Source organism: Trichococcus collinsii (genome assembly GCF_900107505.1).
GTDB classification, from domain to species: Bacteria; Bacillota; Bacilli; order Lactobacillales; family Aerococcaceae; genus Trichococcus; species Trichococcus collinsii.
The window spans coordinates 18,787-32,152 of the sequence record NZ_FNQH01000008.1 but is presented as its reverse complement, the minus strand read 5'-3'; the positions used below and the strand labels follow the sequence as shown (position 1 = coordinate 32,152).

At 41.7% G+C, this 13,366-nt stretch carries 9 protein-coding genes and 1 tRNA gene; 9 read left to right on the top strand and 1 reads right to left on the bottom strand.

From position 1 onward, the window contains the following. Positions 1-38 precede the first annotated feature (38 nt). The 9 genes from gyrA to BLV66_RS13270 all read left to right on the top strand — a co-directional run bounded on the left by gyrA (position 39) and on the right by BLV66_RS13270 (position 12,670). Entirely contained in the window at positions 39-2,630 is a 2,592-nt protein-coding gene (gene gyrA / locus BLV66_RS13310) for a DNA gyrase subunit A (protein WP_245826716.1), read from the top strand. A gap of 215 nt (positions 2,631-2,845) precedes the next feature. After that, positions 2,846-3,139, top strand: coding sequence for a 30S ribosomal protein S6 (gene rpsF / locus BLV66_RS13305; protein WP_086628719.1), 294 nt, complete (start codon positions 2,846-2,848; stop codon positions 3,137-3,139). 38 nt (positions 3,140-3,177) lie between these two features. After that, on the top strand, positions 3,178-3,729 hold the full coding sequence (ssb, locus tag BLV66_RS13300) for a single-stranded DNA-binding protein (RefSeq protein ID WP_086628720.1): 552 nt from the start codon (positions 3,178-3,180) through the stop codon (positions 3,727-3,729). Between the two features lie 43 nt (positions 3,730-3,772). Next, positions 3,773-4,015 carry a 30S ribosomal protein S18 gene (gene rpsR / locus BLV66_RS13295; RefSeq protein ID WP_068562133.1) on the top strand — a complete coding sequence of 81 codons (243 nt, stop codon included), beginning with the start codon at positions 3,773-3,775 and terminating at the stop codon, positions 4,013-4,015. Positions 4,016-6,941: 2,926 nt separating this feature from the next. Then, positions 6,942-8,960 carry a DHH family phosphoesterase gene (locus BLV66_RS13290; protein ID WP_086986344.1) on the top strand — a complete coding sequence of 673 codons (2,019 nt, stop codon included), beginning with the start codon at positions 6,942-6,944 and terminating at the stop codon, positions 8,958-8,960. Between the two features lie 3 nt (positions 8,961-8,963). Continuing rightward, the gene (gene rplI, locus BLV66_RS13285) at positions 8,964-9,413 is read left to right on the top strand and encodes a 50S ribosomal protein L9 (RefSeq protein WP_086986345.1); all 450 of its coding nucleotides are present in this window, start codon (positions 8,964-8,966) and stop codon (positions 9,411-9,413) included. A gap of 267 nt (positions 9,414-9,680) precedes the next feature. Continuing rightward, the gene (dnaB, locus tag BLV66_RS13280) at positions 9,681-11,048 is read left to right on the top strand and encodes a replicative DNA helicase (protein ID WP_086986346.1); all 1,368 of its coding nucleotides are present in this window, start codon (positions 9,681-9,683) and stop codon (positions 11,046-11,048) included. A gap of 119 nt (positions 11,049-11,167) precedes the next feature. Then, positions 11,168-12,463 carry an adenylosuccinate synthase gene (locus BLV66_RS13275; protein ID WP_086986347.1) on the top strand — a complete coding sequence of 432 codons (1,296 nt, stop codon included), beginning with the start codon at positions 11,168-11,170 and terminating at the stop codon, positions 12,461-12,463. A 134-nt stretch (positions 12,464-12,597) separates the two neighbouring features. Next, positions 12,598-12,670: transfer RNA gene (locus BLV66_RS13270), tRNA-Lys, on the top strand. Positions 12,671-12,815: 145 nt separating this feature from the next. On the opposite strand, the gene BLV66_RS13265 is transcribed toward BLV66_RS13270, so the two are convergent. Beyond that, positions 12,816-13,232 carry an Hsp20/alpha crystallin family protein gene (locus tag BLV66_RS13265; protein ID WP_176974281.1) on the bottom strand — a complete coding sequence of 139 codons (417 nt, stop codon included), beginning with the start codon at positions 13,230-13,232 and terminating at the stop codon, positions 12,816-12,818. Positions 13,233-13,366 lie beyond the last annotated feature (134 nt).

Genomic DNA, 13,366 nt, shown 5'->3' with positions numbered 1-13,366 from the left:
AAATGTCTGATGAAATTGAAAAAATAAATGATCAAGCCATGGAACAAAGGGAATTAAGCCATGAAATGGAAACTTCATTCCTGGAATATGCCATGAGCGTTATCGTAGCCAGGGCTCTGCCTGACGTCCGTGACGGACTCAAGCCGGTCCATCGCCGTATACTTTACGGCATGAGCGAATTGGGCGTTACGCCTGATAAAGCGCATAAAAAATCCGCACGTATCGTTGGGGACGTAATGGGTAAGTACCATCCCCACGGTGACAGTGCCATCTATGAATCCATGGTGCGTATGTCCCAGGATTTCAGCTACCGTTATCCATTGGTCGATGGACACGGAAACTTCGGCTCCATCGATGGAGACAGCGCCGCAGCAATGCGTTACACCGAAGCGCGAATGTCAAAAATCGCCTTGGAGATGCTGCGTGACCTCAATAAGGATACAGTCGATTACCACGATAACTATGACGGTTCCGAAAGTGAACCTGATGTATTGCCGGCCCGATTCCCTAACCTGCTTGTGAATGGCGCTTCCGGTATTGCCGTTGGGATGGCGACAAATATCCCACCGCACAACCTGACGGAAGTCATTTCCGCCCTGCATATCCTGATGAATGATCCGGATGCGACGACTGCCGAATTGATGGAGGCCGTTCCCGGCCCCGATTTCCCTACAGGCGGAATCGTCATGGGCAAATCAGGCATCAGAAAAGCCTATGAAACGGGCAAAGGCTCGATCATTGTCCGCGGACGTGTAGAAGTCGAAATTCTGAAAAACGGCAAAGAACGCATCATCATTTCGGAATTGCCCTATATGGTCAACAAAGCGAAATTGGTCGAACGGATTGCTGAACTGGCCCGCGATAAACGGATCGAAGGCATAACCGATTTAGCGGATGAGTCCGACCGCGACGGCATGCGTGTCGTCATTGATGTCCGCAAGGATGTCAGTGCCGGCGTCATTCTGAATAATCTCTACAAATTGACGCCGCTCCAATCATCTTTCGGCTTCAATATGTTGGCGATCGTAAAAGGCATCCCTAAAGTGCTGGGACTCAAACAGATTTTGGTCCACTATTTGGAACACCAAGAAGAAGTCATCCGCAGAAGAGCCGCATTCGACAAACGAAAAGCGGAAGCCCGTGCGCATATCTTGGCCGGCTTGCGGATTGCATTGGATCATATCGATGAAATCGTAGCGATTCTGCGCGGTTCAACCAATGGGGAAGCAGCCAAACAAATCTTCATCGACAAATACGGCCTTTCCGAAAAACAAGCGCAAGCCATCTTGGATATGCGTCTGGTGCGTCTGACCGGTTTGGAAAGAGAAAAAGTTGAAGCAGAATATGATGCGCTGATGGCTTTGATTGCTGATTTGACTGATATTTTAGCGAATGAGCAGCGTGTATTCGACATCATCTATACGGAATTACTTGAAATCCAAGAAAAATTCGGCGACAAACGCCGCACGGAACTTTTGGTTGGCGAAGTATTGTCGCTTGAGGATGAAGACTTAATCGAAGAGGAAGACATCGTCCTGACTTTAACTCATAACGGCTACATTAAACGTTTGCCAAACAGCGAATTCAGAGCCCAAAAACGCGGCGGACGCGGTGTCCAAGGCATGGGTATCCATGATGATGATTTCATCGAAACACTGATTTCGGCATCGACGCACGATGTTTTGCTGTACTTCTCAAACCAAGGGAAAGTATACAAAACAAAAGGCTATGAAGTGCCTGAATACGGCCGCCAGGCAAAAGGCTTACCGATCATCAACTTGCTGAACTTGGATGCCAACGAAAAAATCCAAGCCATCATCAACGTCAAAGGCGGCCCGCAAGACGGAGAGTACTTGTTCTTCACGACGCGGATGGGTACCGTCAAACGGACATCTGCTACTGAATTCCAAAATATCCGTCAAAGCGGTCTGCGCGCAATCAACCTGAAGGATGAGGATGAACTGATCAAAGTATCCTTGACTGACGGCAACCAGAACATCATTATCGGAACGCACTTCGGCTACTCCGTAAGCTTTGATGAAAAGGACGTTCGTGATATGGGTAGGACTGCTACCGGTGTTCGCGGTGTGAAATTAAGAGGAGATGACTATGTTGTCGGCATGGATGTGCTGAAACACGAGTCGGAAGTTCTTATCATCACGGAAAATGGTTACGGCAAACGTACGGCAGCAGATGAATATGCTATCAAAGGACGTGGCGGCAAAGGGGTCAAAACAGCCAACATTACTGAGAAAAACGGTAAATTGGTAGGTTTGACGACTGTCTCCGGTGATGAAGACATCATGATCATCACGGATAAAGGCGTCATGATCCGTTTCCACGCTGATGCCATTTCCCAAACAGGCCGTGCTACTCTAGGCGTACGCTTGATCAAGCTTGATGGCGAAGCCATTGTATCGACAATGGCAAAAGTTGAGCGCGAAGAGGATGAAGAAGTGGTTACTCCCCTAGAGACAGGCTTGACTTCAGAAGGTGAAAATAACGCCTCAGAAGCAGCTAATGCAACCGAACAGGCAAATACACCAGATATAGCAGAAACGTCCGAAATGGCCGATAAATTGAGCGATTTCGCAGATGAATTTTTGGATGAAGAAGATTCGGAAGAATAGAAATTCGATACTAAAGCTAATAGAGTTAAAACGGAGGAAACCGTCCTGGGACGCTTTCCTCCGTTTTTATTTGTCCTCTTTCAAGGTGGCTGAAAAAAAGACTTGCCATAAAAAATGGGATATGGTACAATCTTTAGATGTGAGTAATCCTGAAAAGGTACTCTCCTTGCTCTTACAAAAGTAAGGGCCAAAGTCCACAAGGAGGTGACAGTCAAATGAGCAATTACGAAATCAACTACATTATCCGTCCTAACATCGAAGAAGAAGCTAAAGCAGAATTGATCGCACGTTTCGATTCTATTTTAACTGATAATGGCGCTGAAGTTATTGAATCAAAAGACTGGGCGAAACGCCGTTTAGCTTATGAAATCAAAGATTTTCGTGAAGGTATCTACCATATCGTGAAAATTTCTGCTTCAGATGCTAAAGCAATCGACGAATTCGACCGTCTAGCAAAGATCAATAGCGATATCATTCGCCACATCGTTGTTAAAGTAGAAACTAAGTAAAGTGTTCCACGTGAAACATTTTGAAAGGAGTAAGATGAATGATTAATAATGTTGTCTTAGTCGGCAGACTTACAAAAGATGTTGATTTACGCTATACATCCAGCGGCACAGCAGTCGGAACCTTCGCTCTTGCAGTAAACAGACAGTTTACTAACCAAGCAGGAGAAAGAGAAGCTGACTTCATCAATTGTGTCATTTGGAGAAAATCTGCAGAGAATTTCGCGAATTTCACTCGTAAAGGCTCTTTAGTCGGTATCACTGGCCGAATCCAAACAAGGAATTATGATAATCAACAAGGACAGCGCGTATACGTGACTGAAGTCGTTGCAGATAATTTCACATTGTTGGAATCGAAAACAACTACCGAACAAAGACCGAGAGAGACTGGCGCAGCTTCTTCAAATCAAGCAGCTCCGAGTGCAAACTTCGGATCAAGCAAATCTTTTGAATCTAACCAAAACCAAGGACAGTATAATAATCAATACTCTTCTCCGAAACAAAACGGTTTTTCTGATTTTAACTCAACTGCTGATCCGTTTTCATCAAACGGAGAATCAATTGACATTTCAGATGATGATTTACCGTTCTAGTCTTTAGGACAGAATGGTTAGTTTAGGAAAAGGAGGAATTGACATGGCATTTCAACGTAACAGCAGAGGCGGACGCAAACGTAAGAAAGTTTGTTATTTCTGTGCTAACCACATTGATCATGTAGATTACAAAGAGACTGATTTATTGAAACGTTATATATCTGAAAAAGGTAAAATTTTACCTCGTCGTGTAACAGGTACATGCGCTAAACATCAAAGAACTTTGACTGTATCTATCAAACGTTCTCGTATCATGGCTCTTATGCCATTTACATTAGCAGAATAATATTAAGGGAGTCGCTTCCAGGAGCGCTCCTTTTTTTGTACCCAAAAACAGTTATTGAACACGGACACACCGCACTGCACCCAGTATCACCCACTCCTCTTTCCCCTCTTTCGGATACAATTTTTTTTGGATGCGCCCTATCCGTTTCTGTTGAATGATCGTATGATCGGGTGAAGTAAACTAGCTGCCGCGTTTTTCTGAGTATCTACTACCGTGTCTCCTTCGGGCATCAGCCTTAGCGGATCCTTCCCCCCTTAAGATCTTCCCCAATTTGTTGCTCTTCTCAGGTAAGCTGAACAGCCGAGTTGAAAGCTCAACACCAAGGATTTTGCTTTATCTAAATGTCCTCCTCTACTCGTCCCGGTAGCAGAAGGGATTCAAAAATATATTTTTTTAAGCGCGGGTACACTGCTAGATATTCTTCATTGAGGTATAAGGCTAGGTACTACGATGCTCTGAGGGGTTCATTTTACCCCTGTTAGAACGAACTAACCTAGGTCGTGGGTAAATATTCAAATAAGAATGTAGGTTCTGTCAGAAGCTTAAATTTTGCCGATTTGAACAAAAAAATAGCCAGCGCTAAAATGTTCCACGTGGAACATTTTAGCGCTGGTTTTGATGCGAAATTATTTACTGATGAATTTTTATTAGGACGTATTACTCTCGAGAATTGAAATTGGGATTCCTAAAAAATTATCACCTGCTGCTGCCAGTTCCTGAAGCAGATGCTTCTTTGTGGGGGAAGCCCCAGCATACAATTCAGAAAAGTAAGATCTTCCCTACCCTCACCGGTACTGTGGTTGTCCTCAAGAGCAATAAATGCATAACACAACCAAATGCATTTATTTGCTCACAGCAATAGGTTCTACTTTGAATAGTTCTGATTGATGTATATAAATAATTACGATGAGGGGGCTTGGTGACTGGGAAAATTAGTAAAAATGAATCAGTGAGAAAAATAGTGAATCGGCATTCAGGGGGGATTTCATAAACCCGCTTCACAGAAACTTAAAATCAGATGCAGATACGCTGGCTCAGACATTATAAAGCAGCGACAGACCTCCCATCCCAATCTTCCCTTTCATCTTAAGCGCTATATAACAGACAGGAATATGCCACCAAATCAGATTCTTTCAATTATATTGCAGAGAATCTGAGGACTTAGCGTAGCGTCAGAAGATATCAAAATAAAGCAGCGACCATCAATACGAAAAAAATTGCCGATGCCGATGGTTAGGTCTAGGCTCGAAAAAAAATACACACGTAAATCTATAGTAATAGCCAGATATCATGACTAAAGATAAAAAACAAATCACCACTATTTGAAACATGTCAGCTTCACAGTTGAAGATTCCCGTTCAGGCCGGATATTCCTAAGGTTCAGCTGAATTGAGAGGATGGATCATCTAAAGTTATTCATGAAATATGCAAGCAATGATTGATTCAGAATAATAGAACCTACTCAAGTCAAGGATAGTTTTTCTATGAGTTGAGTAATTTGCACTTTTTATAGAGCGATTTGCGATGCATCAAAATTTAAATCAAGTTCTGGAAGAGCAAAATACGCTCTTTTGCATACTATATCAATGAGTTGGTTTCACCGAAGCAGTTGAACTACCGGAAACGACCCGTAGGTTGTACACAGGCTGGTTATATTTATTTTCAGTTATCCACATAAGGATATGGCGATGATTCCGCCGGGACTTATTGAACATTTCAAAAACAGGATGTGGAAAACTATTTCTTGAACTTTATCCACAGTAAAATCGCACTAAATTCAACTGGCTGCTGTTTGCATTTGTAGACGAGCAGGAATGACTAAATGCTGGATATAAGGATGCCTTTTTAAAGATTCAGCAATTTTCATTAAAATAGCAGTAAATTCATCCAAAATAAAGGATGTCATTTCATAAACACACTAACCAAACAATTGTTCAGATAAATATATGAGAATTAGCGCAAGCCTCTATATTTATGCACAGGATATCCACAAGCGTTTTAAAACACCAAAGGTGTCGTAAACAGTATCCCGATAAATAGTTATCAACAAATTCATTTTACAACAGAAATCCTATTCCAGCAAGGAAATAACGTACTATTTGGTTTAGTTATGCACAGGCTTGCGATGGGAAATGTGGATAACTAAAAAGGTTGGAGGTGGATTTAGTTATCCACAAGGAAAGGAGCTGCTACAGGGAAAGGAAACTGAGAAAAGAGAGACATGGTGAAAATCCATTTTCAAGTAAGAAAATGGATTCTATAGATTGTATGAAAAAATAGGAGAATAACGTATCGCTAGATTATTCAAATTATTAGTGAAATAGTAATAGAAGGGGTCAAATATAAAAAAAGATGAACGAATATAAAAGTTCCACGTGGAACATCGGTTAAGAAATAAACGCACACAAAATTTGAAAGGGGTAATCAATAAATGTTCCACGTGGAACTATTGAAGGATAGTAGAAGGAAAGCAACCAAATGAAAACTATAATAATAATTACATTACGATCAAAATGGTAACTATTTTGAGAGATAGATTCTCACAGAGTATAAATCGCTCGCCGATAATTATCCATTCAAAATGTAGTTATGGTTTGAAACAATATCCCCTAAAATGCAGCACTATAATCCAATCTAGTTGAGGGCGTAAAGAAAGCTGGACAAGAGAAAAGTTTGGTTCTCCCATAGCTCGTAATATTATCGTGGAAATTATACTCCTCAATGCCGAAAATATAAAAATAATCTTCCTCGATTAGAAAATCTGTCTTTCAGAATACGGACATTATCCAGAAAAATGTTTCACGTGAAACATTCAATTTGCCGTGGATATGTCAACTAATGCCGTCAGAAAGGGCATTATAGCTATTATTATCTGGATATGTTAAAATGTACAAGTGCAAAATGTAGGTTCAGTAAAGGAGCTATCATGAAAATAAAGGAAAAGTTAAAGAATCTTCCTCACTTCATAAAGGCTGACAAGATTAAGGTTCCTTTCCTGATTATCGTATTCTTATTGCTGGTGATCGTTGTGTTGACTTTCATTGCAGATTGGAAAATCGGAATTGGAATTACGCTCTTATGCGTTGGGATTGTTGGATTCATCAGTTATTCTTCGGAGTATTTGATTGATGAGACAAATCAATACATATCTGACTTATCTTATCGAATCAAAAAAGGTGAACAAGAAGCTTTGATTAAAATGCCTATTGGGATACTTCTATATAATAAGCAAGAAGAAATCCAATGGATGAACCCATATTTAATAAAGTACTTTGGCAAGAAAGATATACTGGGCAGAAAGCTGAATGTGGTTGATGAAGAATTATATCAGCTTTTTAAAGAATCGCAGGACTATGTGATACGCCGTGTGAAATGGGGAGATCATTATTTTGATATGATCATTCAAGAGGATATTGGCGTCATTTATTTGATGGACATAACAGAATATGCCAAAATTGAAGAGAAGTACAAAGATGAAAAATTTGTTTTTGGGAATATCATTGTCGACAATTACGACGAGGCTGTTCAATCCATGAATGATCGTAAGCGATCGAATGTAAACAACTATCTGACGAATCAACTCACAAATTGGGCAAACATGAATAATGTCTTTTTGAAACGAGTGGATGATGACCGCTTTATAGCATTGACCAATATGCGAGCTTTAAAGAAAATCGAAGAAAACAATTTTGATATCATAAATCAAATAAGAGAAAGAACCTACAAGCAAAATTTTCCGTTGACATTGAGCATGGGTTTCTCATATGAAAAAACTTTTGAGCAAACCAATTTTAAAGAAGTCGCCAAAATGGCACAGTCGAATATTGATTTAGCCTTAGCAAGAGGTGGCGATCAGGTTGTTGTGAGAGCCGAAAATGAAGATGCCCGTTTCTATGGAGGCAAAACTAACCCAATGGAAAAACGGACCCGTATCCGTGCTAGAATGATTAGCCAGGCTTTGGAAGAGCTGATTGTCCATGCCGATAAGGTGATCATCATGGGGCATAGTTATCCGGATATGGATGTCATCGGTTCCTGCTTAGGAATCCGACGTATTTCTCAGATGAATAATCGGGAAGCCTGGATAGTATTGGATCCACAACAATTTTCCAATGATGTGAATCGTATTATGCAAGAAATAGACAAAGATCCTTTGATTGCAAAGCGGATCATTTCACCTGAGCAAGCAATGGCATTAGTGACGCCACAGACCCTGATCGTGATGGTTGATGTCCATCGACCATCCATGACGCCGGCACCGGGGTTGTTGAATCTGTCCAAAAAAATCGTCGTTTTGGACCATCATAGACGCGGACAAGAGTTTCCGAAAGATTCTGTTTTGGTTTATATGGAACCTTATGCGTCCTCCACGTCAGAATTGATTGCTGAATTGTTTGAATATCAATCCAATGAGATGGATGCCATCAATAAGATAGAAGCAACTGCTATGTTGGCAGGGATTATAGTCGATACCCGCAACTTCAGTTTGAGAACTGGATCAAGGACTTTTGATGCTGCCAGTTATCTGCAGTCGAATGGAGCTGATACCGTTTTGATCCAGAAATCACTCAAAGAGGACTTGGATACTTATCTGTTGCGCAGTCATTTATTGCAAACTATGGAATTTGTGGATGGTAACCTGGCGATTGTACATGGAGAAGATGAAAAAATATACGACACGGTCGTTGCTGCTCAAACAGCCGACACGATGTTGTCGATGGAAGCGGTAGATGCTTCATTTGTCGTCACAAAACGCCAGGACGGCAGAGTGGGCATCAGTGCTAGAAGTCTGGGGCAATACAATGTGCAGACAGTCATGGAAAAATTAGGCGGCGGCGGACATTTATCCAATGCAGCTACTCAGATTGAGAATACGACAGTGCATGAAGTAGTTGAGAAACTGAAAGCAGTTATAAATCCAGAAAAAATCAAGGAAGGGGAATAATAAATGAAAGTTGTTTTTTTAGAGGATGTTAAAGGCAAAGGAAAAAAAGGGGAAGTCAAGGACATAGCGGATGGCTATGCTACTTTCCTAATCAAAAACCGTAAGGCTGATGAAGCGAATGCCGCCACTATTTCCGCATTGAAAGGCCAAAAGAAAGCGGAAGAGAAGAAGCAGGCTGAAGAGTTGGCAGCTGCGCAAGAATTGAAGGCACTGCTGGAAAAAGATGAGTCAATCATCAAATTGTCGGCAAAAATTGGTGAAGATGGTCGTTTGTTTGGTTCCATTACAACGAAACAGATTGCTGAAGCCTTGCAAAAGCAACATAATATTAAATTGGATAAACGAAAAATTGAATTAGAAAATCCCATCCGCGCGTTGGGTTTCACAAAAATGCCCGTTAAAATTCATCCGGAAGTGATAGCAATGTTGACAGTGCAAGTGACCGAAGGGTAATAATTTTCCAAATATAAAATGAAAGGCAGAGATAGCAATCTCTGTCTTTTCGTTTGTTTATGAGGATCACTGAGGCAGCAGCCCCTATAATATAGAAGAAACTAAGGCGGACAGTCCCGGCAGAATTTTTGATAAAAAGGGAACAAATGTTCTGTAAACTGAATTGTAAATATGGCTGATTTAGGATACAATAAGGAAGCAAAAGATGAGGAAGCCATAATGATTTACTTGTCTGAATGAATTAAACCTAAAGGATGAAAATATAAAATGGAAGATACACTTCAAGATCGCATACCCCCTCATAGTATAGAAGCAGAGCAATCCGTTCTGGGTTCCATTTTTTTGGATCCTGAAACGGTTGTGAATGTTTTAGAATACCTTGAATCATCTGATTTTTACAGAAAAAATCATCAGATTATTTTTGATGCGATTTTGCAATTGAACAATCGGAATGAAGCGATTGACGTCGTCACCATCTCGAATGAGTTGGATACGAAGAATCAGCTTGAAAATGCTGGTGGCATGGAATACTTGGCCGAATTAGCAGTTGCGGTACCGACTTCAGCCAACGTGGAATATTACGCCAAGATAGTGGAAGAGAAATCGATCTTGCGCAACCTGATCCGCTCAGCTACAGAAATCGTCCGCAAAGGCTATGAAGAGGGTGATGAGCTCGCCGTCATGCTGGACAGCGCCGAACAGAACATCCTTAAGGTATCCGAACGGAGAAACCGATCCGGCTTCATCCGCATTTCGGATGTCGTTTCAGCATCGTTGCAGAATATCGAATCGTTAGCGCAACGAAGCGATGATGTGACTGGGGTGCCAACAGGCTACATCGCCTTGGACAAAATGACGGCAGGCCTCCAGAAAGAAGAGCTAATCATTCTGGCAGCGCGTCCGGCCGTAGGTAAGACCGCTTTTGCGCTGAACATCGCGCAGAACGTCGCAACCAAAGCGGATCAGGTAGTCGCCATCTTCAGCTTGGAGATGGGGGCGGAGTCATTGGTCAACCGGATGCTGTGTGCGGAAGGGAACATCGATGCCGGTCACTTGCGGACAGGGCAGCTTTCTGAAGATGAGTGGTCCAACTTGATCATGGCGATGGGGACTTTGGGCCAGTCAAAAATCTTCATAGATGATACTCCGGGTATCAGGATTGCGGAAATCCGAGCAAAAAGCCGTCGTTTGCTGCAGGAACAGGGGAAACTGGGTCTCATCGTGATCGACTATCTGCAGCTGATTGAAGGAAATAACCGCGAAAGCCGCCAACAGGAAGTTTCCGACATTTCGCGTCAACTGAAGAAATTGGCGAAAGAACTGAAAGTACCGGTAATCGCCCTTTCACAATTGTCCCGTGGCGTGGAGCAGAGGCAAGACAAACGTCCCGTATTGAGTGATATCCGTGAATCGGGATCGATCGAGCAAGATGCCGATATCGTTGCGTTCCTGTACCGCGACGATTATTATGAACGTGAAGGCGGCGATGATTCGGAACGGGATGAGCAGGAGAACAATGTCGTAGAGGTCATTATCGAAAAAAACCGGAGCGGAGCGCGTGGAACCGTAAAGCTCCTGTTCAAAAAGGAATTCAATAAGTTTTCGTCGATGAGTTATATGCCGGAAATTAGCTAATCATATTGGACAAATTGTTCAGAAATGAGCGCTTTTATTTGATTCTTTATTGAAAGACATAGGTAATATTGGTAAACTAGCATAGTGTTATGAATAAATAAGATGAGGTGGAGTAAATAATGACTTCAGTAGTAGTTGTTGGGACTCAATGGGGAGACGAAGGTAAAGGGAAGATTACAGATTTCCTTAGTGAGAATGCAGAAGTAATCGCTAGATATCAAGGCGGAGACAATGCTGGCCACACAATCCAGTTTGATGGCGTTACATACAAATTGCACTTAATTCCATCCGGCATTTTTTATCCAGAAAAAATCAGTGTGATCGGAAACGGCGTAGTAGTGAATCCGAAATCATTGATCAAAGAATTGGCATATTTGAAAGATCACGGAATCAACACGGATAACCTGCGTATTTCCGACCGTGCCCATGTCATTTTGCCTTATCATATTCAATTGGATCAGCTTCAGGAAGATTCAAAAGGCGAAAACAAAATCGGTACGACCATCAAAGGTATCGGGCCAGCTTACATGGATAAAGCAGCGCGTGTCGGTATCCGTGTAGCTGATTTGTTGGACAAAGAAATCTTTGAAGAACGCCTAAAGATTAACTTGGAAGAAAAGAATCGTCAGTTCACAAAAATGTTCGATTCTGTAGAAATCAAATTCGAAGATATTTTTGAAGAGTATTACCAATATGGTCAAGAACTTAAAAAATATGTAACCGACACATCCGTTATCCTGAACGACGTATTGGATGCAGGCAAACGTGTCTTATTTGAAGGCGCACAAGGGGTTATGTTGGATATCGACCAAGGTACTTATCCATTCGTTACTTCTTCCAACCCGGTTGCTGGTGGCGTAACCATCGGTAGCGGTGTGGGCCCTACCAAGATCGATAAAGTTGTCGGTGTCTGCAAAGCTTACACTTCCCGTGTCGGCGATGGCCCGTTCCCAACTGAATTGTTTGATGAAGTAGGAAGCCAAATCCGCGAAGTCGGCCGTGAATACGGCACAACGACCGGCAGACCGCGCCGTATCGGCTGGTTTGATGCAGTTGTTATGCGTCATTCAAAACGCGTTTCAGGCATCACTAACCTATGCTTGAACTCAATCGATGTTTTGAGCGGCTTGGAAACAGTCAAAATCTGTACTGCCTACAAAAATGCTGAAGGTGAATTGATTTACCATTATCCAGCAAGCTTGAAAGAATTGGGTCAATGCACGCCTGTCTATGAAGAGTTGCCAGGCTGGAGCGAAGACATCACTGCTTGTCGTACATTGGAAGAACTTCCTGAAAATGCACGCAACTATGTCCGTCGCGTTCAAGAAACAGTTGGCGTTCGCATCTCCACTTTCTCAGTGGGACCTGACCGCAACCAAACGAACGTATTGGAAAACGTTTGGGCAACCATCTAAGACCTTAATGAATACCAAAAAGAGCCCGCATCCGGAGATACTATCCGGAAGTGGACTCTTTTTTTCGTGAAGTTATTGCATTTTATTGAAAAGAAGAGTAAAATAACATTTGTTACGTGTTCAGCACGTGATAGGGGTAATTAGCTCAGTTGGTAGAGCAGCTGACTCTTAATCAGCGGGTCGGGGGTTCAAACCCCTCATTACCCATACTAGAATAATTTAGAAGCCTTAGAAACGTTGATGGAGCGCGATTCCTGATGTGTTCCAAGGCTCTTTTTTTTATTTACCACTCAGAATGGATAAATACACGTTAAAAATAAACGCAAGTAATGAGGTTTTTCACATACATGAGTTATTGAATTTCAATTTTATGGACAGTAGGTAAAGATTCTTTTGTTTCTTTTTCTAGAGTGATGGTTAAAACGCCATTCTCATAAGCGGCAGAAACAGCTTCCTTTTTGACGTTTTTTAAAACATATTGACGTTTGTAATGTTTGCTTGAACGCTCCCGACGAATGTATTTCTTTTCGTCGTCTTTTTCTTCTGTGGATACTTCATGTTTCGCTTCGATAGTAAGAACGTTGTCTTGGAAAGTGACTTCAATATTTTCTTTGGTCATCCCTGGCAAATCTGCAATTACAGTGTAACTTTCGTCGGATTCTTTGATGTCTGTACTAGGGTATTCAATACCTTCAAAGAAATCAGGATCATCAAAAAAGGGTTCTTTGAAAAGAGGGGATCTGAAATACGCTGGAAATAATCTGCTCATGTTGTTACTTCCTTTCTGTAATAAATTCCAGTTATAAAGCGCTATCAACAACCTTATCATACATCTTTTTTTATGTAGTGTAAAAGAAACGGTTTCTAAAAAATATATGAAAGATTATTGTTGTTACTTTTGTC